This is a genomic window from Paenibacillus pasadenensis DSM 19293, from assembly GCF_000422485.1.
Classification (GTDB): domain Bacteria; phylum Bacillota; class Bacilli; order Paenibacillales; family Paenibacillaceae; genus Paenibacillus_O; species Paenibacillus_O pasadenensis.
Window position 1 is genome coordinate 53,867 of record NZ_KE383854.1, and the last position, 19,437, is coordinate 73,303.

Below are 19,437 nucleotides of genomic sequence, written 5' to 3' on the forward strand. Positions count from 1 at the left end.
CGGTCCTCGACAGCCGATGCCGACAATCAATACGTCGAACACGGATGCTCTTGAGGTGGCATTGCCGATAAAAGAGTGGGCGCAGCGATCTCTCTGAACGACAAGCAACCGAAAAAGGAGCGGCCCTGCCAGGGCCGGCTCCTTTTTCGGTTTAACACGCATCTATTCGGTTGAGGGGCTTTAGCTTTCAGCTCTTCTCGATCAGCTCCAGCCCGAGCTCGAGCCGCACCGGCTCCATCAGGCCGTCCGCGCCGAAGCGGAGCGGGCTTATGCAGGTCTCGCGATGGTAGCCTTTTCCGTCCGGGAACCGCGTGAGCGGCGTGACGAAGCGGTGATAGGCGATCCAATAGCGGTCGGCGTCGGGCTCGTGCAGGATCGAATGATGGCCGGTGCCGAGCATGTCCAGCTCGTTGTTTTTCTCCAGAATCGTGCCGCGGTAGGCGATCGGCCCGTAAAGCCGCTCCGACGTGCCGTAGTGGACCCGGTAATCCTCGCTGCCGGTGTCGTCGCAGGACCAGGTGAAATGATACAGTCCGCCGCGCTTCAGGACGGCGACCGCCTCGCGGAATTCGTGCAGGCCGTCGATGTTCGCCATCGTCTCCTCGACGACGCCGACCCGATCGTCCGTGAGCTGCACGATCGCGCCATGGCCGTTGCCGAACAGCAGGTAGGCCGTGCCGTCCTCCTCGACATAGACGGACGGGTCGATCGTCTGCCCCATGGCGATGCCGAGCCGCTCCATCTGATCCATCGTCAGCAGCGGCTCCGGCTCGGCGCGGAAAGGTCCCGTCGGCGACGGCGCCGTCGCCACGCCGATGGCGCTGACGCCGCTTGGCGTCTTGCCGCAGAAATAGAAGAAATACTCCCCGTCCTTGCTGGCGATGGCCGGAGCCCACGCGCTGCCGACGGCCCAAGGGACATCGCCGGCGGCGAGATCCAGAATGACGCCCTCGTCCTTCCATTCCCGCAAGTCGGACGAGGAGAATACGCTGAAGCTGCCGCCCGACCAGCCGGTGAAGCCGTCGGTCGTCGGGTAGAGATAATACCGGTCGCCGAACTTCGCCAGATCGGGATCGGCGAATTGCCCGGGCAGCGCCTGATGGCCGTCGCCGTATGCCGCCAGCAGGCGGCCGCATTCCTCGGCGGTGATCGGCAGGACGCCGCCATGGCGCTTTTTGGACCGGCCCAGATCGAACTCCTCGTCCGCCAGCACGCGGAATTCGCCGCTGTCCAGATCGCTCGTCAGCAGCGGCAGATAGCCTTTTCCTTCGGCGAAGCGGTCGACGATGAGGCACCATTCCTCGCGGCCGCTCCGCTTATAGATCTGCGGCCCTTCCACGCCGTACAGCTGCTCGAGCGCCGGCGCCTGCACGGGGACGAACGCATCCTTGTGCAGAGAGGAGCCCTTTTCGACGAGGATCGTCTTGGTCGTCTCGTCCTTGGAATAGCGATAGTAGGCGCCGCCATGGGCGATCATTGTCGTGTCGATGACATGGTTGTCCCGTTCGATATACAGCTCGGCCGGGGCGAAGCTGCGGAAGTCCTTCGTGCGGGAGCTGTATATTTTCTGCTTGCGCTCTTGTTCATGCGGCAGCTGCGTGGCGGACGCCCAGTAGACGAGAAAGTCTCCGCTTTCTTCGTCATAAATGGCTTCCGGCGCCCAGACGCAGCCTGCGCCGTCGACGCCGACGGTGATCGCGCGAGGGGCGGACCAGCTCACCAGATCGCCCGACTCCCAGACGATGATGTCGCGGCTGCCCGCCTCGACGGCGGCTCCCCAGCCTTTGCCGTTCGCGATGCGGAGATCGGTGGCGATCAGATAGAACTTGTTCTCCTGCGGGTCGCGGACGAGGAACGGATCGCGCACGCCCTTCTCCCCGAGCTCGGAGCGGAGCGCCGGCAGGCCGGCGTTCAGATCCTTCCAATGGAGCCCGTCCTCGCTATAGGAAAAATAGACTTGCTCTCCGTCGGGCTGTTCCCCGATGAAATGGGCCATCAGATAGCCGGAATAACGATTGCCATGAATGGACAACGAGAACTCTCCCCCTTGCGGAAATGAACGTAAGGAACGCTCTTTTCTCCCTATCATAGGGGAATGTCCTCGTCGTTTCCCACAACAAAAAAAGTCGGGGAATAGCACAAAATTGCTCTTGCCCCGGTGCGAGCCTTAGACCGGCTGCTCCGCCTTCGCCACATGAAGCGCGATGCCGGCGGCCCGGTAGGCGTCCGCCTCCGCCTCGTTGAGCCGGTCGTCGGTGATGATCTCGTCGAAGCCGTCCGCCGGAGCGAAGATGGCGAGCGAGCTGTAGCTGAACTTGTCGGCGTCCGCGAGCAGATAGCTCTTGGCGGCGGCGTTCATCGCCGCCTCGCGCGGGCCGACGAGCACCGGCGACCAGGCCATCGCGCCCTTGGCATGCGACACGGCCTCGCAGGTGAGGAACGCCGCGTCGACGGTGACCGAGCCGAGCATCTTCTCGGCGTAGATGCCGTCGAGGCTGTACGCCCACTTGCTGATCCTGCCGCCCGTGCAGTACACGTCGAAGCTGCCGAAGCGCTTCTCGTCGGACAGCAGCAGCGCCGTATGCAGGTCGCGGGTGATGATCTTCAGCCCCTTGAACCGCTCCAGCTCGCCGACCATCGCCGCGATCGTCGTCCCCGCATCCAGAATGATGCTCATCCCGTCCTCGACATGCCTCGCCGCCGCCCGGGCGATCGCCAGCTTCTCGGAGCGGTTCTCGCTCGCCCGCTGGTCGTAGCCGGCGCCCATGAAGCGCTGCACCTTGACCGCTCCTCCATGCGAGCGCTGGATCTTGCCCTCCGCCTGCAGCTGCTCCAGATCCCTGCGGATCGTCATCTGCGAGACCTGGAACGCCTCCGCCAGCTCCGCGATCGTCGCCTGCTGCCTGAGCTCGAGCAGCTTCATGATCTCATGCTGCCTCGTTCCCATGAGCATGATCGATTTCCTCCTTCTATTCCGCAGCAGCCTGCGCTTGGCTTCTTTCTTCTGCTTGCATTATCTTGCATTATAGCGTGAGTGCAAGCGGTTGTCAGCACGAAAATGAACATAATGGATGTTCGAAAATGTGAAAAAGAGCTAGCCAAAGCATGTTTCTCTGTGATATAAGGGAGATATAGATGTCAGGAAACCATACATGATCGAAAAGAGGGGAAGGGGGGGACGGCCTTCATCCAGGCCGGATAAACGGCATTCAAGCCGACAAAAACAGATATATGTCAGACTATATGACATAAAAGGAGCGGGAGAGATGGCATTCCGTTATGAAGGCAAGGCGTACGAGCGGCATTTCCTGCCGCGGCTGACGAGCCGTGAAATCGCGGCGCTGCCCAAGGAGGACGCGCTCGTCGTGCTGCCGGTCGGCGCCGTCGAGCAGCATGGCCCCCACATGCCGGTGTTCACCGACACGCTGATCGGAGAGGCGATGATGGCGGCGGCGTTCGAGCATCTGCCGGACGAGGCGCCGATCTGGCTGCTGCCGTCGCTCGCCTACGGCAAGAGCACCGAGCATAAAGGGCATCCGGGCACGATCACGCTGTCCGCGCAGACGCTGATGCTCGTGCTGCAGGACATCGCGGAATCGCTGGCGCGCGCCGGGTTCCGCAAGCTGCTGCTGTTCAATACGCATGGCGGCAACGCCGACCTGCTCGGCATGATGGCGCGGGAGATCCGCATCGCGACGGGGCTGGCGGTGTTCCGGCTCGACTCGGGCGCGGTCGGGTACAGCGATTCGTTCACGAGCGACGAGGAAAAGGCGGCGGGCATCCATGCCGGCGACGTGGAGACGTCGCTCGTCCTGGCGGTGTGCCCGGACTGGGTCCATCCGGAGCTGGCGCCGCGGGAAATGCCGCGCTTCCCGCAGCTGCCCTACTTTTCCTTCCGCGCCAAGTCGTTCGCCTGGGTGATGGACGACATCTCCGCGAGCGGCGCCGCCGGCGACGCCACCGCGGCGACCGCGGAGCGCGGCGCGGCGATGCTGGAGCTGGCCGGGCCGCGGCTGGCGGAGGCGCTGACGACGATCGCGGCGTTCGAGATGGAGTCTCTCCGAGCCTGAGGCTCGGGCATCCGCAACAAGGAGGCGATAGGCATGGAAGCGATGGCGTCTACGAAAGAATGGGTTCGGATGGATTCGGTGTCCAAGGTGTATCCGAACGGCACGACGGCTTTGCAGGAGGTCGATCTGTCCGTCCGCGAAGGCGAGTTCCTCTGCTTCGTCGGCCCGTCGGGCTGCGGCAAGTCGACCGTGTTCAAGCTGATTACCGGGCTGTCCGGCGCGACCGGCGGCACGCTCGAGGTGATGGGGACGAGTCCGCAGCAGGCGCGCAAGCAGAGCGACACCGCCTTTGTGTTCCAGGACCATACGCTGCTCCCGTGGAGCTCGGTCGTCGACAACGTGTCGCTGCCGCTCGCGCTGCGCGGCATGTCCCGCAAGCAGCGGCGGGAGGAGGCGGAGCAGGCGCTGGAGCTGGTCGGCCTCAAGGACTACGTCAAGGCGATGCCAAGGCAGCTGTCCGGCGGGATGAAGATGCGCGTGTCGATCGCCCGCGCGCTCGTCTCGAAGCCGAAGCTGCTGCTGATGGATGAGCCGTTCGGCGCGCTCGACGAGATCACGAGGCAGACGCTGCAGCTCGAGCTGCTGGACATCTGGAGCCGCAACAAGGAGATGACCGTGCTGTTCGTGACGCATAACGTGTTCGAGGCAGTGTTCCTCTCGACCCGCGTCGTCGTCATGACGCCTCGCCCCGGCAAGGTGGCCGCGACGATCGACGTCCCCGTGCCTTTTCCCCGCGATGCCTCGTTCCGCACGACCCCGCGCTTCGGCGAGCTCGTCCGCTCCGTCTCGGAGGCGCTGAAGCATTGACCGCGAGCCGTCCTGCCCTGGCGCAACGAATCCATAGATTGGAAGGGAGACTTGTCCATGACCGTCAAGCCTGAATGGTCGGCCGGCCTGGCCGGCATCGTCGGAGAGGAGCGGCTGCTGCTCGGAGAGGAGCAGCGCGAGAAGCTGTCCAAGGACTACTACTGGTATTCGCCCGTGCTGGAGCCGCTGCTGCGCGGCAAAAGAGCCGACGGCATCGTGCAGCCGGAGGCCGAGCGGGAGGTCGCCGAAGTGCTGGCCTACGCTTATCGCCATGACATTCCCGTGACGACGCGCGGCGCAGGCACGGGCAACTACGGCCAGGCCGTCCCGCTGGACGGCGGCCTCGTGCTCGATCTCAGCCGCCTCGACGCGGTGCTGGAGGCGACGGACGCGTTCGTCCGCGTCCAGGCCGGCGTGCGGCTCGGCGCGCTCGAGAAGCGGCTGCGCGAGCAGGGCAAGGAGCTGCGCATCTATCCGAGCACGTTCATGAAGGCGACGGTCGGCGGCTTCGTCTGCGGCGGCTCCGGCGGCATCGGCTCCATCACCTACGGCAATCTGTGGGACGGCAACGTGCTGGAGGCGGTCGTCTGGACGATGGAGGAGTCGCCGCGGCGGCTCGTCGTCAAAGGAGCGGAGCTGCAGGCGTACATCCACAACTACGGCACGAACGGCGTCCTGACCGAGCTGACGCTGCCGATCGCGGAGCGCACGGAGTGGAGCCAGGCGGTCGCGCAGTTCGACGAGTTCGAGGCCGCCTGCCGCTTCTGCTATGCGCTCAGCCTGACGGACTCGATCCGCAAGCGGCTCGTCGCGCCGGTCGAGTGGCCGATCCCGTCCTTTTTCAAGCCGCTCGTCAAAAAGCTGGAAAGCGGAGCGGCCGCCTGCCTGCTGGAGGTCGAGGAGGGCAATGAGGCGGCGCTGGCCGCGCTCGCCGAGGCCGAGGGCGGCCGGATCGGCTACGCCGTGCCCGCGGACCGCTATCGCCAGGGCATCGGCTTGTCCGACTTCACCTGGAACCATACGACGCTCTGGGCGCTGAACGCCGATCCGACGCTCACCTACCTGCAGGCCGGGTTCGATCCGATCCGGTTCATGGAGCAGATCTCCGAGCTGAAGTCGCGCTTCGGCGACGAGCTGCTGCTCCATCTGGAGTTCGTCCGCTCCGGCGGCACGGTCATGCCGTCGGCGCTGCCGATCGTGCGCTATACGACCGAGGAGCGGCTGTACGAGATCATCGCCTTCTGCGAGTCGATCGGCGTCGGCATCAACGATCCGCATACGTACAAGCTGGAATCCGGCGGCCGCGGCCGTCTCGAGGCGATGCTCGCCGCCAAGCGGGCCAACGATCCGAAGGGGCTGCTCAATCCCGGCAAGCTGCAGCTGCCGGTCGCCGGATCGGCAAGGGGGGATGGACGATGAGAGAGGAGATCGCTGCCGAAAGCATCGCCTTGCCGCTGCGGAGCGCTTCCCCGAACGGAGCGGCCGCCGCTCCCGGAGCGGGGCGGACGACCCGGCTCGCCGCCAGGCTGCGCTCGGCGCTGCCGCCGGCCGTCGCGTTCCTCGTCGTCATCGGAGGCTGGGAGCTGTTCTGCCGGCTGGCGGGCATGAAGCCGTACCTGCTGCCCAAGCCGTCCGACATCGTCGCCGCCGCGTCGGCCAACGCCTCGAACCTGTGGGTATCGGTCTACACGACGATGTCGGAGGCGGTGCTCGGCTTCCTGCTCAGCGTGCTGCTCGGCGTCGGCCTGGCGATCGCGCTCGCCAGCTCCAAGCTCGTGGAGCGGAGCATCTACCCGTATGCCATCGTCATGCAGACGATCCCGATCGTCGCGATCGCGCCGATCATCGTCATCTGGTTCGGCGCCGGCATGAACGCCATCGTCATCATCGCCTTCCTGATCGGCTTTTTCCCGATGCTCTCCAACACGCTGATCGGCCTCAACTCCACGGACCACAACATGAAGAACCTGTTCCATCTGTACAACGCCTCCCCGCTGCAGACGATGTTCCGCCTCCGCCTGCCCGCCGCGCTGCCGTTCATCGTGGCCGGGCTGAAAATATCGTGCACGCTCGCCGTCATCGGGGCGATCGTCGGCGAGTACATCGCGGGCATCGGCGGCGGCAAGGGCGGCCTCGGCTATGCGATCACCGTCGCCGCCGCGCGCCTGCAGACCGCGTATCTGTTCGCCTGCGGGCTTGCCGCCTCGCTGCTCGGCATCGCCTTTTTCCTGCTCGTCAGCCGGCTGTCCAAATGGCTGCTCAGCTCCTGGCACGAGTCCGAGCTGAACTCGTCGGAAGGTTGAAGCGCCGCAAGAGCCGCGGCGGCCGCCGCAGGCCGCTGCGAGGAGAGGGGGAAAGCCGATGGAGCCAGGCAGAATCGAGCTCGTCAACGCCCGGCTGCCGCTGAAGGAGGAAGGCCGCCTGTACCGGCTCGTCCTCGAGGACGGAGCCTGGAGGAGCGTCGAGCGGCAGGAGGAAGGATGGCTGGCGGCGCCGGAGGCGCTGCCGATCGGCCAGGCGGGGCTCGGCGAGCTGCGGGGAGCGGCGACGGTCGATCTGCAGGGGCGGACGCTGCTGCCGGCGTTCGTCGACGTCCATCTGCATCTGGACAAGGCGTACTCGCTGCCGGCCGTCCGCAACCGCTCCGGCACGCTGCGGGAGGCGATCGACAACTATCGCGCCCATGTCGCCGGGTTTTCCAAGGAGGAGCTGCGCGAGCGCATCATGCGCGGCGCGCGGACGGCGGCGTCCTACGGCAGCCTGCTGCTGCGCACCCATCTCGACGTGCCGCTGCATCTGGGCCGCGACGTGGCGATGCGCTCGGTCGAGGCGGCGCTCGAGGCGAGGGAGTCGCTGCGGGACATCGTCGACCTCCAGCTGTTTCCGATGTTCGCGTATGAGCAGCGGCGGCATGCGGAGCTGAGCGAGTTCGCCGGGGAAACGCTGCGCATGGGGGTCGACGGAATCGGCGGAGCCCCCCATCTGACGGACGATCCGGGCGCGGGCATCGAGTGGGCGCTGGCGCTCGCGGCGGGAGCGGACCGGCCCGTCGACCTGCATCTCGACGAGACCGACGACCCGCAAATGAGGACGATCGGGCTGTTCTGCGACGCCGTCCGGCGGCATGGCTACGGCGGCCGGGCGACGGCGGGCCATCTGTGCTCGCTGTCGGCGATGCCGCAGGAGGACGCGGAGCGCCTGATCGCCGGCATGCGGGAGGCCGGCGTCGGCGCCGTGACGCTGCCCGCAGTCAATCTGTATTTGCAGGGACGGGGCGACCGGGGCAACGTGCGGCGCGGCCTCACCCGCGTCAAGGAGCTGCTGGAGGCAGGCGTCACGGTCGCCGCCGCCTCCGACAACATTCAGGATCCGTTCCATCCGTTCGGCAGAGGCGACCTGCTGCAGATCGGCCTCATCGGCGCGTATGCCGCGCATCTGGCCGGAGAGGAGCATGTGCGGACGGTGCTGCGGATGCTGACCGAGGCTCCGGCCGCGCTGGCGGGCGTCCGGAATTACGGCGTCGCGCCGGGCTGCGCGGCATCGTTCGTCGTGCTGGGCGCCGCCTCCGGCGAGGAGCTGCTGCAGGAGCTGCCGTCATCGCGCTGGGTTTGCCGCCGCGGCGGCTGGATCAGCGCCTCGGTGCTGCGGCGCGAGGAGCTGTCGGCCGGAGCGGAAGCGTTTGTCGGAAAGAACCTATAGATCGGGGAGGAAAAGAACATGGACAATCGGAAGACGGCAAGCAAGGCGATGAGGAAAGCGGCAGGGATGGCGGCGCTGGCGGCGGCCATGGCGTTGTCCGCATGCGGGTCGAACGGCGGCAATGAAGGCGGAAGCGCGAACGGGGCGGCTCCGTCGCCGTCCGGCTCGGCGACGGCTGCGCCGGAGGCGTCCGCGCCGCCGGCCGAGCTCGCCAAGGTGACGCAGGTGACGAACTGGTTCGCCCAGCCGGAGCATGGCGGGCAGTACGCGGCGCTCGCCAAGGACTTTTACAAGGAAGCGGGCCTCGACATGACGATCCAGTCCGGCGGCCCGGGCATCTCCTCGACGCAGATCGTCGCCTCCGGCAAGGCGGAGTTCGGCATGGGGCAGGCGGACGAGATTCTGCTGGCGCGCCAGAACGGAATCCCGCTCGTCGCGATCGCCGCCACGTTCCAGAAAAACCCGCAGGGCATCATGTACCACAAAGGCAAGTACAAGGACGTGTCCGAGCTGAACGGCCATAAGGTCTATGTGGGCAGCGGCGTGGCGTTCTGGGAATACCTGAAGCGGGCCTACAAGCTCGACGGCGTCGAGGAGATGAAGTATACCGGCTCGCTCGCGAACTTCGTCGACGATCCGGATTCGGCCACCCAGATGTACGTCACCTCCGAGCCCTATACGATGGAGCAGCAAGGCGTCGCGGTCGACTCTTTCCTCAACTACGACCTCGGCTACAAGCAGTACGGCAACGTCCTCTACACGACGGAGGACTACCTCAAGAAGCATCCGGACCGGGTCAAGGCGTACGTCGAGGCATCCGTGAAGGGCTGGAACTATTACCGCGACAACGCCGAGGAGATCAATCTCGTCATGCAGAAGAGCAATCCGGATCTGAAGCTCGAAGCGATGGCCTTCGGCACGAAGGCGCTGGAGCCGCTCGTCTACGGCGGCGATGCCGAGACGAACGGAGTCGGCTACATGAGCAAGGACATCTGGGAGGGGCTGCAGCGGCAGCTCGTCGAGATCGGCCTGCTGACGGAAGCCGAGCCGATCGACGGCGTGTTCACGAACGAGTTCCTGCCGAGCCCATGACGATGGAGGCGGTTCGATGACCATACCCTATGACCTGCTCCTGACGAATGCCCGCCTGCCCGGCGGCGGCGCCGTCGATATCGGCATTGTCGACGGCCGCATCGCGGCGGTCGGAGCGCTTGCCGCAGAGCCGGCAGCGGCCGGGCAGCCGCTGCCGGAGGGGAGCGCGCTTCGGCTGGCGCCGGCGAAGCGGCGCTTCGAAGCCGGCGGACTGCTGCTGCTGCTGCCGTTCGCGGAAGCTCATGTCCATCTGGATACCGCGCTCACCGCCGGCATGCCGGCTTGGAACGAGAGCGGCACGCTGGCGGAGGGGATCGGCATCTGGAGCTCGCGCCGAGCCGCCCTCACCCGCGAGGATGTGCTGGAGCGGGCCGAGCGGACGCTGGAGCTGTACCTCGGCTACGGCGTGCTGGAGCTGCGGACGATGGTCGACATCGGCGATCCGCAGCTGACCGCCCTGCGGGCTGTGCTTGAGCTCAAGGAGCGGTGGCGGGACCGGATCCGCCTGCAGGCGATCGCCTTTCCCCAGGACGGGATCGAGTCGTGTCCGTCCAACCTGGAGCGGATGCGGGAGGCGCTCCGCCTCGGAGCCGACGGCGTATCGGCGGTGCCGCATCTGGAGCGCACGCGCGAGGAAGGCGTCGCCTCGCTGCGCGCGGCGTTCGCGCTGGCCGAGCGGAGCGGCGCGCAGGTGCATCTGTTCTGCGACGAGACGGACGACGGGCAGTCCCGCTTCCTCGAGGTCGCGGCCTCGCTCGCCTTGGCGACCGGCCTGGGCGGGAGCGGGCGGGTCGCGGCGGCGCATGCCAACGCGGCGGCCTATTACAACGAGCCGTATTTTCAAAAGCTGCTGCCGCTCGTCCGGCAGTCGGGCCTGTCGATCGTCGCCTGTCCGCTCATCAACAGCGTGACCCAGGGGCGCAGCGACGGCTATCCGAAAGGAAGGGGGCTCACCCGCATCAAGGAATTCCATGAAACGGGGGTGAACGTCGCGCTCGCCCACGACGACATCCGCAGCCCGTTCTACCCGCTCGGCACGGGCAATCCGCTCGACGCGGCCCATATGGCGGCGCATCTGGCCCATATGAGCGGCCGTTCGGAGCTGCGCGCGCTGATCGGCATGATCGCCTCGGGCGCGCGGGCGGCCATGGGGCTCGGCAAGCCGGCGGACGGAGCGGCCGGCTTGCGCGTCGGCGATCCGGCGTCGTTCCTGCTCTTCGACGCGCTGGACGAGAGCGAGCTGATCCGGCTGCGCCCGGCGCCGCGGCAGGTGTTCCGCGAAGGCAGGCTCGTCGCCGAGACGGTCCCGGCCGTCACGAGGCTGCTGCCCGGCGGCCGGGCAGCCGGGCCTCCTGCGGCCGCCGACGGCGGCCAGGGAGCGGCGAAGGAACGGCCGATCCTCTCCGGGACGGAGAGGTAAGCAGGAGAGTAGCAAGCCCATGCGGCAGGCCGCATGGGCTTTTTGCCGCTGCTTGCCGGCAACATCCGTCCCTCTTCCTCCGTCAGGAGGGGAAAGGGAGGGCGAGAGGCATGAACAAGCTGGCGGGAATCGGGATGGCGATGACGATCATGATGGCGCTGCTGCTGGTCCGGCCGCCGCAAGCGGACGCGCTGTCCTGCGTGGAGATCCGTTCCGGAGCCGATGCTTATGCCGCGTATGACGGAATCGCAGTCGGCCGCGTGAAGAAGGTCCGCGAAGGCGTGGAGCGGAACTCGCTCCGGATTGCGGTCGAAACGAGCTACAAGGGAGTCGTCTCCGAGCGCATCACGGCGGACGAGGATAAGTTCTGGGGCGCGCTGAACGGTCCGAGCCAGGCCGGCGAGAAGTATCTGTTCTTCCTGAAGGCGAAGGGCGAGCGCTGGGAAAATCCGCTCTGCGCGCCTTCCAAGTCCATGCAGGACGCGGCCGCGGAGCTCGCGTTCCTGAAGGGCAAGGAAATTCCGCTGGAGCGCGAGCCCGCGCCGCTGGCGGGAGCGGACTCGCGCCACCCTGCGCGGCAGGCCGCGGAACGGGGCTTTGCCGCCGCTTCTTTCCTATGGATCGCGGCGGGCATCGGCATGGCGATGCGCAAAAGGCGCGGCTGAGCGGGCTTGGACCTGCGATCGATGCTATAATGCGGTTAACCCTTCCTGAGGATCATCCTTCATCAGGCTTATCCTCCATGCGGTTAAACTTATCGTCCGAAGGAGAATGAGCATGTCGGAATCAAACGTATTCATCCGCTATCCAGAGGAATCCGATGCCGCGCAGCTGGCCGATCTTTACAGGCGGAACCGCTCCTTTTTCGAGCAGTTCTCGCCCGCGCCGGGCGATGAATTCTATACGGAGGAGCATCAGCTCGAGTCGATCCGCGCCGCCAAAGCCGACCGGGAGAACGACTCGCGCTATTCGTTCGTCATCTGCCTGCGGGCGGACGAGTCGGTCATCGGCAGCATCGGCTTGTCGTTCGTGGCGCGCGGGGTGCTCCAGAGCTGCATGGCCGGCTTCAACCTCGACCAGGCGCACAACGGCAAGGGCTACATGTCCGAAGCGCTGCGCCAGGTCGTCCGCTATGCCTTCGAGGTGCTGCGCTTCCACCGCGTCACCGGCGAGGCCTCGCCGCGCAATCCGGGCTCCATCCGCACGATGGAGAAGGCCGGCTTCCACAAGGAAGGCATCGCTCGCCAGAACGTCAAGATCAACGGCGTCTGGGAGGATCATCAGGTGATGGCGATCCTCAATCCGTCCGGGGACGTCTAGCTTCCCGACAGGACAAGGCCGGCGCATGCCGGCTTTTTCTATTTCTTCAAGTCGCCGGCGGCGGCCATTCCTGCTGCATGAACGCGATCCACTCCCGCGCGGCATAGCTCAGGTACTTGTCCTTTTTCCAGATCATGTTCAGGCTCCACACCATCGTCGGGCGAACGACCGGGATGACGAGGAAGCGCTCCGGATCGAGCGAGCGGCGCATGCCGCCGGGCAGCAGCGTGATGCCGAACCGCGCTCCGACGAGCTGCACCATGAAGTCCCACTGCGAGCTCTCGAACACGATGTCCGGCTCGAACCCGGCCTGCCTGCAGCGGTCGAGGATGAGATGATGGAGCGTGAACTCGTCGCGGAACAGCAGGAACGGCTCGCGCTCCAGCTCTCCGAGCTCGACGCTTGCGCGGCCTTCCGCCCAGTGGCCGCGAGGCGCGATCAGATGCAGGGGCTCGTCGAGGCACGGGAGCAGATGGAACTTCTCCTGCTGGGCCATCGGCAGGATGACGAGCCCGACGTCGAGATCGCCGCTGTCGACCTCCTGCTCGATCCGCTTGCCTCCGCGCTCGACGAGCTGCAGCCGGATCTGCGGATAGCGGCTGTGGAACCGCTCGATCAGCGCGGGAAATACATGCACGCCGATCATCGGCGGGATGCCGAGCCGCAGCGTGCCCTTGCGCGCCTGCGCGAGATCGTCGAGCTCGGCGGCCATCGCCTCGATCGAGCGCAGGATTCCCTGCGACGAGCGCAGGATCGTCTCGCCCGCATCGGTCAGCGCGATCTGCTTGGACGAGCGGTCGAACAGCGTCGCGCCCAGCTCCTCCTCGAGCAGGCGGACCATCTTGGACAGCGTCGGCTGCGTCACATGCAGCTCGCGGGCCGCCTTTGTAAAGCTGCCGTGCCGGGCGACGGCGGCGAAGTAGGTCAATTGCCGGATATCCAATGAAATCGTTCCGCCTTTCGTTCGTGACGCTCGGCTTTACTATAGACATATGGAATGAAATCCATTCCTTATATGTATTTTATCTATAGTTTAATCGCGTGTACAATTAAGGGCACTTCCGGTCCAGGCTGGAACCGATCCGAACGAAAGAAGGGTTATGGCTATGATTCCCCACCACCAAGCGATGCCGGCCAAGCCGGCCAGCGATTCCTATACGATCAAAGCGTCGATCGTGCTGCCGCCCGACACGAACCATCACGGAACGATTTTCGGCGGCAAGCTGATGGCCTACATCGACGACGTCGCCACGATCGCCGCGACGCGCCATGCGCGCCGTCCGGTCGTCACCGCCTCGACCGACTCGGTCGATTTCCTGCACCCGGTCAAAAAAGGCGACGCGGTATGCCTGTCCGCCTTCGTGACCTGGGCGCACAAGACGTCGATGGAGATTTTCGTCCGCGTCGTCACGGAGGATCTGCTGTCCGGCGAGCGCAAAGTATGCGCGACGTCGTTCCTGACGTTCGTCGCGCTCGGCGAGGACGGCCGTCCGGCCGAGGTTGCGCCGGTCATCCCGGAGACGCTGGAGGAGCAGCGGCTGCATGAGACGGCCGCGGAGCGCAAGCAAGCGCGCCAGGTGCGGCGCAAGGAAAGCAAGCTGTTCGCCGAGGTGCTCGGCCCGGACTTCAGCCTGCGCAAGGCGAAGCAGACGCTGGACGAGAAGCGCGCGAGCCGTCCTCAGCGGGTCGGCGGGCGCTCGGCGGCGCGCGCCGGGCTGGAGCCGGCGGGCGCAAGGCTCGAGCCGCGGGAGGAGCCGGCGGCCGGCAGCGGCGCGCCCGCGGGTCCGCGGCCTGCCGGCCGCCTCGCGGCGGCCGACGCGCCTGCTCCGCGCCTGACGGAAGCGTACGCCAATGCCTGGGGCAGCGAGTGGTAGACAAGCTGCCGCGAATGTGGTCCATTTGCCCGCCGGGGCTGTCCGGCGGGCTTTTTTTGAGCAAAACCCGCGTGCAGGGATTGAACTCCGAAAAATCTATGGTACGATCATGTTATATATTCTTACATTGATAGTCATAGGGGGATCGCTCATGAAGAAATGGACGACAGTCGGCATGATCGCGCTGCTTGGGGTGACGCTGGCGGCCTGCGGCGGCAACGAGGCGGCAAGCGGCGGAGAGACGCTGAAAATCGCCACCGATGCGAGCTACGCGCCGATGGAGAGCATGGACAAGGACAAGATCGTCGGCTTCGACGTCGACTTCCTCGATGCGGTCATGAAGGAAGCGGGGCTGAGCTACGAGCTGACGAACACCGGCTGGGACCCGCTGTTCGCCGATCTGGAGAAGGGCGAGAAGAGCGCCTACGACGCGGCGATCTCGGCGATCTCGATCAGCGACGATCGCAAAAAGACGTACGACTTCTCGATCCCGTACTTCGAGTCTGTGAACATGATCCTGACCAAGGAAGGCGCCGGAGTCAAGGACGCGCTGGAGCTGAAGGACAAAAAGGTCGCGGTCCAGGGCGCGACGACGGCCGAGGAGCTCATGAAGGGCATCATGGGGGACGGCAACACGGACCTCAAGCGCTTCGCCAGCAACGCCGAGGCGCTGCTCGAGCTGGACAAGGGCGGCGTCGACGCGGTCGTGGCCGACTTTGCCGTCGTGCAGGCTTATGTCGAGAACAATCCGGACAAGAAGTTCGACGCCATCTTTGACAAGACTAACTTCGCTCCGGAGTACTACGGCATCATGTTCCCCAAGGGGAGCGAGCTGAAGGCGAAGATCGACGCCGCCGTCGAGAAGGTGCGCGCGAGCGCCGAGTACAAGGAGATGTACAAGAAGTGGATCGGCGTCGAGCCGGACACGAGCGATCTCGTGAACGTCAAGTAGGACGAGCGGGCGGGAGGGACCGATCGGAGGCATGCGCGGGCGCAAGGCTGCGGCGCATGCCTCTTTTCGCGGCTGGGCTTCCCGCCCCGCGCCTCATCATCCAAGAGGGGAGAGCGGCTTGTGAAGTTCGATTTCGACATCGTGTGGGACTATCTGCCCCTGCTGCTGAGGGGCACGGGCATTACGATCGGCATTTCGCTGCTGTCCATCGCGCTTGGCGCGCTGCTCGGGCTCGGCATCGGCTTCGCCAAAATGTCGCGCCGCTGGTGGCTGCGCTGGCCGGCCAGCGCCTACATCAACTTTTTCCGCGGGACGCCGCTCATCCTGCAGATCATGATCACCCACTTCATGCTCGTGCCGATGGTGCTGGGCACGACGCATGCCTTCGCCGCCGCGATCGTCGCGCTGTCGCTCAACTCGGCCGCCTACACCGGCGAGATCTACCGGGCGGGCATCCAGTCGATCGATCCCGGCCAGGAGGAGGCGGCGCTGTCGCTCGGGCTGACGCGCTGGCAGTCGATGCGCTACGTCGTCCTGCCGCAGGCGGTCAAGCGGATGATCCCGGCGTTCGGCAACGAGTTCATCGTGCTCGTCAAGGACTCCTCGCTCGTCGCCTATATCGCCGTGCCCGAGCTCATGTACTGGAGCAACGCGATGAAAGGCCAGTATCTCAAAGTATGGGAGCCGTACATGACCGCGGCCATCATCTACTTCATCCTCACCTATCTGCTGAGCAAAGCGCTGCAGGCGGTGGAGAAGCGGGTGTAGCCGCCAGGACGCATGGAAGTAAAGACGCCTTCGACGAGGCGTCTTTTTTTTCGCCTGCGTTCGTCAAACCGCGCCTCCAATCCAATCGTTTTGCCTTAGAAAAGCGGAGGTTTACCCTATGTAAAGGCTTTCAAAGGAACGGTACGATGGGAATATCCGGCATGGGCCGCAAAGCGTGGCTATTGCCGTCGACAAGCAGCGAAAGGGGGGGCAGGACGAAGAAAAAAGACGCGAATGCGGCATGAATGCTGAAGGAAGGCGTCATGTCCATCCGATCCATCTCAACTCGAATCAGGGAGGAATGAAAATGTCGGGTAGAAAGAAGAGCGCTCATCGTTCGATGATGCTCGTCATGGCCTTCGCCATGCTCCTTTCCAGCTTCATGAGCGGGACAGGCCTGCAAGGGATCGCAAAAGCGGCGGAAAGCGGAGCCGGAGACCGCTTCACCAGCATCCTGTCGCCGGCGTATCGGTCTGAGATCACGGACGATACGATCGACATCGAGTTTTACAACCAGCTTGGCACCACGGCCAAGATTTATTCCCAAAAGCAGCCTGCCGATCTGGCAAGCGACAGCAACGGGACGAAGGAATTGGTGGGCGAGGTCGCCTTGAGTGACGGCAATGGCATGATCTCGTTCCCCGCCAGCCAATATCCGTACGGTCCCATTACGATTCGAATCCAGGTATTTCAAAATGGGGCGGAGCTCGACAACGCCTACCTGCAGCTGTACAACAAAGCCGGCGTGCGGTGGAAGCTCGGACTCGACGAAGCGCCCGCCAATCCGGTGACGGCAGGCATGGACGTCGTGTTCAGCGACGATTTCAAAACGATGCCGGCCATCAACAAAACCGGCATCGGAGCGAAGTACGCTTCGGCTAAAATCGACGAGGCGCGCGGCGGCATGTTCGGCTGGGGCGCATTCGAGGATTTCGACGGGCCTTACAATCCGTTCGCCATCCAGGACAACGAGCTGATGAAGCTGACGACGACCTATCACCCGACCGGCTATGTCCGCAACGACTATTGGGGACAGAAGATCAGCACCGGCTACCTGAGCTCGATGAACCAGGCGGGCGGAGGCTTCTACACGGAAGGCGGACGCAACCAGTATTTTGAAGCGAAGATGTTTTTCGGCGCCAATCCCGGCATGTGGCCGGCTTTCTGGACGTTAACCGCCAACGGTTATGTGCAGAACGCGAACTTGCCCAACGAGCCGAGCGATGAGATCGATATTATCGAAGGCTACATGGGCACGCCGGCCGGCTATCAGATCGCCTGGCATCCTTGGGGCTACGACAAAGGGCCGGCAGCCGGCTACGATGCTTCGAAGCTCGGCGGCGGAGCAAAGGTGGAGCTGGATGCGCCGGAATTCGGCAACATCAACCTGGCGATGGGATTCCATACGCTGGCCACCTACATCACGAAGGAATGGACGTACTACTACTGCGACAACATTCAAGTCGCGAAGCACAAGACGCTGCCGTTCAGCTGGGAGTACGGCAATTATTTCATCATCAACGCCGCTGTGTCGGACCACTACGGAATCAGCGACGGCAGCAGCGATCCAAGATCTTTGCTGATCCGGCGGGCAGCGTCAATCCGTTCGCTGTGCTCGGCGAAAACTTCCTGCGCATCCGCGCAAGCAAGGCTCCGGCGGACTACGCCGATCCGCAAGGCTGGCACCGCGAGCACGTGAGCGGCTTGTTGTCCTCCGTGAGAGTTGACGGCTCGGGCTTTGCGGCGACGAACGGCTACTTCGAGGCCCGCATCCAGATGCCGGCCGGCAAAGGCGCATGGCCCGCGTTCTGGCTCATGTCCCAGGACAGTACCGGGGCAAGCGGCCGCCCGTCTACGGCGGAGATCGACATCGTCGAAGGCTACGGCCATAATCCGCAGGGGGTATGCCAAGCGAAGCATTGGTGGGCCGGCCAGCCCGAGACTCACGGCACGAGCTGCCTGCCGAACAGCTTTTCCTTCGGCGACAGCGCCTCGACCTGGCATCTGTACGGCGCGAAGGTGACGAAGTCGGAAGTCATCTATTATATCGACAACATAGAAGTGTGGAGGCATGACACGTTCGAGCAGGCGAATACGCCGCTTTATTTCATGTTGAACCTGGCTCTCGGCGGAGGCTGGCCGATCGACCTGGCGCAGTACGGCGACCAGCTCGACATGTATGTCGACTATGTGCGGGTATTCGAGCCGAAAAAGGGCGAGGCGACGCCGACGCCGAGCGCCGGCGCAAGCCCGACGCCGACGCCGAGCGCCAGCGCAAGCCCGACGCCGACGCCGAGCGCCAGCGCAAGTCCGACGCCGACGCCGACGCCGTCCGTGGAGAACGGCACGCTGCGTCTGCCGTTGTCCGGTTCGGTCAAGGACGGAGCATGGACGGCTGGACTTGCGCCTGAAACCTGGGCGCAGCTGTTGAAGCAGTCGGACGGCCTTCGCAGCCTCGTCCTCGATGCGCAGCAAGCCGCGACGTCCGATTCCTATTCGCTGGAGCTGCCTGCGGCGCTCGTCGACGGCTCCCGCGCCGGCTTCACGACAAGCATCCTGCTGCCCGGCGGCATGATCGCAGTCCCGGGCAGCCTCGGAGCGAGCGGCGGCCTCAGGCTGACGCTGAGCATCGGTCCTACGCTGCAGCTGCGGCTTGAATCCGGAGGCAATCCGTTCGCCGTCGCCTCAGGAGCGACCGGGCTGACGCTTGAAGCTTCCTTCCCGGCGAGAAGCTTCGTCCACAGGCGCTCGTCGCGAAGCGCGTGCTGGAGGGCGGCCGCCTGCAGCCGATCCCGAACAGCCGATTCGATGCGGAGCGGGGCGTCCTGAGCTTCACGGTCGGATCGTCAGGCTCGTTCGTTCCTGATTTCGCGCCGGCCGCCTTCACGGATACGGGGCATCTGGGCTGGGCGCAGAAGCCGCTGGATGCGCTCGCCGCGCGCGGCATCATCGCCGGCACCGGCGCCAGCCGCTTCGGGCCTGCCTCGGAGATGAAGCGGGCCGATTTTATCCTTATGCTCTCCCGCCTGTTCGAGTGGCAGCCGGTTTCCTCCGACGCCGGCTTCAAGGATGTGGATGCCGCCGCTTATTATGCGGCTGCCCTTTCCGCCGCGCGCAAGCTCGGCATAGCGGCAGGCGATGGAGTGTCGTTCCGCCCGGCCGCCTCGGTGACGAGGGAGGAAATGATGACGCTGCTTTATCGCGCCATGCAGGCGCATGGCATCCGCTTGCAGCCTGGCTCTGCTGACGCGTTGAACGCTTTTGCCGATAGCGGCCGGATGTCGGGCTATGCGCAGGAAGCGATGCAGTCGCTTCTTGGCATGGGCATCGTCCAGGGCAGCGGCGGGAAGCTGCGTCCGGAAGAAAAGGCGACACGAGCCGAAGCAGTCCGCTTGCTGTACGGAGCTCTTGAACAGCTGGGACATAGTTGATAGC

Annotated in this window: 17 protein-coding genes and 1 pseudogene; 15 read left to right on the forward strand and 3 right to left on the reverse strand. The window is 65.0% G+C overall.

Features of this window, described 5'->3' with window-relative positions:
• Positions 1-187 precede the first annotated feature (187 nt).
• Both H582_RS0120545 and H582_RS0120550 read right to left on the reverse strand, forming a co-directional pair.
• Positions 188-2,032 (reverse strand): glycoside hydrolase family 43 protein, encoded by a 1,845-nt coding sequence (locus H582_RS0120545; protein ID WP_028600042.1) that lies wholly within the window; start codon positions 2,030-2,032, stop codon positions 188-190.
• A gap of 135 nt (positions 2,033-2,167) precedes the next feature.
• Positions 2,168-2,953, reverse strand: coding sequence for a DeoR/GlpR family DNA-binding transcription regulator (locus tag H582_RS0120550; RefSeq protein WP_028600043.1), 786 nt, complete (start codon positions 2,951-2,953; stop codon positions 2,168-2,170).
• A 313-nt stretch (positions 2,954-3,266) separates the two neighbouring features.
• Between H582_RS0120550 and H582_RS0120555 the strand changes: the two genes are divergently transcribed.
• The 9 genes from H582_RS0120555 (at position 3,267) to H582_RS0120595 (ending at position 12,408) form a co-directional block, all read left to right on the forward strand.
• Positions 3,267-4,070 carry a creatininase family protein gene (locus H582_RS0120555; protein WP_028600044.1) on the forward strand — a complete coding sequence of 268 codons (804 nt, stop codon included), beginning with the start codon at positions 3,267-3,269 and terminating at the stop codon, positions 4,068-4,070.
• Between the two features lie 33 nt (positions 4,071-4,103).
• Positions 4,104-4,877, forward strand: coding sequence for an ABC transporter ATP-binding protein (locus H582_RS0120560; RefSeq protein ID WP_028600045.1), 774 nt, complete (start codon positions 4,104-4,106; stop codon positions 4,875-4,877).
• A gap of 57 nt (positions 4,878-4,934) precedes the next feature.
• Entirely contained in the window at positions 4,935-6,296 is a 1,362-nt protein-coding gene (locus H582_RS28710; RefSeq protein ID WP_052333491.1) for an FAD-binding oxidoreductase, read from the forward strand.
• Complete coding sequence (locus H582_RS0120570; protein ID WP_028600046.1) at positions 6,293-7,180, forward strand: ABC transporter permease; 888 nt, start codon at positions 6,293-6,295, stop codon at positions 7,178-7,180. Before H582_RS28710 ends, H582_RS0120570 begins: the two co-directional genes overlap by 4 nt.
• Positions 7,181-7,238: 58 nt before the next feature.
• A complete protein-coding gene (locus H582_RS0120575) occupies positions 7,239-8,576 on the forward strand; it encodes an amidohydrolase family protein (RefSeq protein ID WP_028600047.1) in 1,338 nt (445 codons plus the stop codon).
• A gap of 18 nt (positions 8,577-8,594) precedes the next feature.
• Positions 8,595-9,668 (forward strand): ABC transporter substrate-binding protein, encoded by a 1,074-nt coding sequence (locus tag H582_RS0120580; protein ID WP_028600048.1) that lies wholly within the window; start codon positions 8,595-8,597, stop codon positions 9,666-9,668.
• Positions 9,669-9,684: 16 nt separating this feature from the next.
• Positions 9,685-11,088: an amidohydrolase family protein gene (locus H582_RS28715; protein WP_084137478.1), complete on the forward strand. Its 1,404-nt coding sequence runs from the start codon at positions 9,685-9,687 to the stop codon at positions 11,086-11,088.
• A gap of 110 nt (positions 11,089-11,198) precedes the next feature.
• Positions 11,199-11,753 (forward strand): hypothetical protein, encoded by a 555-nt coding sequence (locus H582_RS0120590; RefSeq protein ID WP_028600049.1) that lies wholly within the window; start codon positions 11,199-11,201, stop codon positions 11,751-11,753.
• A gap of 112 nt (positions 11,754-11,865) precedes the next feature.
• The gene (locus H582_RS0120595) at positions 11,866-12,408 is read left to right on the forward strand and encodes a GNAT family N-acetyltransferase (protein WP_028600050.1); all 543 of its coding nucleotides are present in this window, start codon (positions 11,866-11,868) and stop codon (positions 12,406-12,408) included.
• A 46-nt stretch (positions 12,409-12,454) separates the two neighbouring features.
• On the opposite strand, the gene H582_RS0120600 is transcribed toward H582_RS0120595, so the two are convergent.
• Positions 12,455-13,351 (reverse strand): LysR family transcriptional regulator, encoded by an 897-nt coding sequence (locus H582_RS0120600; RefSeq protein WP_028600051.1) that lies wholly within the window; start codon positions 13,349-13,351, stop codon positions 12,455-12,457.
• A gap of 184 nt (positions 13,352-13,535) precedes the next feature.
• On the opposite strand from H582_RS0120600, the pseudogene H582_RS28720 reads away from it, so the two are divergent.
• The 6 genes and pseudogenes from H582_RS28720 to H582_RS0120635 all read left to right on the forward strand — a co-directional run.
• Positions 13,536-14,048 (forward strand): annotated as a pseudogene (locus H582_RS28720) (acyl-CoA thioesterase); the annotation flags it as partial.
• Between the two features lie 385 nt (positions 14,049-14,433).
• On the forward strand, positions 14,434-15,234 hold the full coding sequence (locus H582_RS0120610; RefSeq protein ID WP_028600052.1) for a transporter substrate-binding domain-containing protein: 801 nt from the start codon (positions 14,434-14,436) through the stop codon (positions 15,232-15,234).
• A 120-nt stretch (positions 15,235-15,354) separates the two neighbouring features.
• Positions 15,355-16,002 carry an amino acid ABC transporter permease gene (locus H582_RS0120615; protein ID WP_028600053.1) on the forward strand — a complete coding sequence of 216 codons (648 nt, stop codon included), beginning with the start codon at positions 15,355-15,357 and terminating at the stop codon, positions 16,000-16,002.
• Positions 16,003-16,309: 307 nt separating this feature from the next.
• Positions 16,310-17,701, forward strand: coding sequence for a glycoside hydrolase family 16 protein (locus tag H582_RS32130; RefSeq protein ID WP_164820135.1), 1,392 nt, complete (start codon positions 16,310-16,312; stop codon positions 17,699-17,701).
• Positions 17,702-17,718: 17 nt separating this feature from the next.
• The gene (locus tag H582_RS32135; protein ID WP_164820134.1) at positions 17,719-18,831 is read left to right on the forward strand and encodes a family 16 glycosylhydrolase; all 1,113 of its coding nucleotides are present in this window, start codon (positions 17,719-17,721) and stop codon (positions 18,829-18,831) included.
• Entirely contained in the window at positions 18,765-19,433 is a 669-nt protein-coding gene (locus H582_RS0120635; protein ID WP_028600057.1) for an S-layer homology domain-containing protein, read from the forward strand. Before H582_RS32135 ends, H582_RS0120635 begins: the two co-directional genes overlap by 67 nt.
• The last annotated feature ends 4 nt before the right edge of the window (positions 19,434-19,437 follow it).

Bases quoted from the DNA above. Each gene is read 5' to 3' on its own strand.
- H582_RS0120550 (WP_028600043.1), bottom strand. From the start codon at position 2,953: ATGCTCATGGGAACGAGGCAGCATGAGATCATGAAGCTGCTCGAGCTC.
- H582_RS0120555 (WP_028600044.1), top strand. From the start codon at position 3,267: ATGGCATTCCGTTATGAAGGCAAGGCGTACGAGCGGCATTTCCTGCCG.
- H582_RS0120560 (WP_028600045.1), top strand. From the start codon at position 4,104: ATGGAAGCGATGGCGTCTACGAAAGAATGGGTTCGGATGGATTCGGTG.
- H582_RS28710 (WP_052333491.1), top strand. From the start codon at position 4,935: ATGACCGTCAAGCCTGAATGGTCGGCCGGCCTGGCCGGCATCGTCGGA.
- H582_RS0120570 (WP_028600046.1), top strand. From the start codon at position 6,293: ATGAGAGAGGAGATCGCTGCCGAAAGCATCGCCTTGCCGCTGCGGAGC.
- H582_RS0120575 (WP_028600047.1), top strand. From the start codon at position 7,239: ATGGAGCCAGGCAGAATCGAGCTCGTCAACGCCCGGCTGCCGCTGAAG.
- H582_RS0120580 (WP_028600048.1), top strand. From the start codon at position 8,595: ATGGACAATCGGAAGACGGCAAGCAAGGCGATGAGGAAAGCGGCAGGG.
- H582_RS28715 (WP_084137478.1), top strand. From the start codon at position 9,685: ATGACCATACCCTATGACCTGCTCCTGACGAATGCCCGCCTGCCCGGC.
- H582_RS0120590 (WP_028600049.1), top strand. From the start codon at position 11,199: ATGAACAAGCTGGCGGGAATCGGGATGGCGATGACGATCATGATGGCG.
- H582_RS0120595 (WP_028600050.1), top strand. From the start codon at position 11,866: ATGTCGGAATCAAACGTATTCATCCGCTATCCAGAGGAATCCGATGCC.
- H582_RS0120610 (WP_028600052.1), top strand. From the start codon at position 14,434: ATGAAGAAATGGACGACAGTCGGCATGATCGCGCTGCTTGGGGTGACG.
- H582_RS32130 (WP_164820135.1), top strand. From the start codon at position 16,310: ATGTCGGGTAGAAAGAAGAGCGCTCATCGTTCGATGATGCTCGTCATG.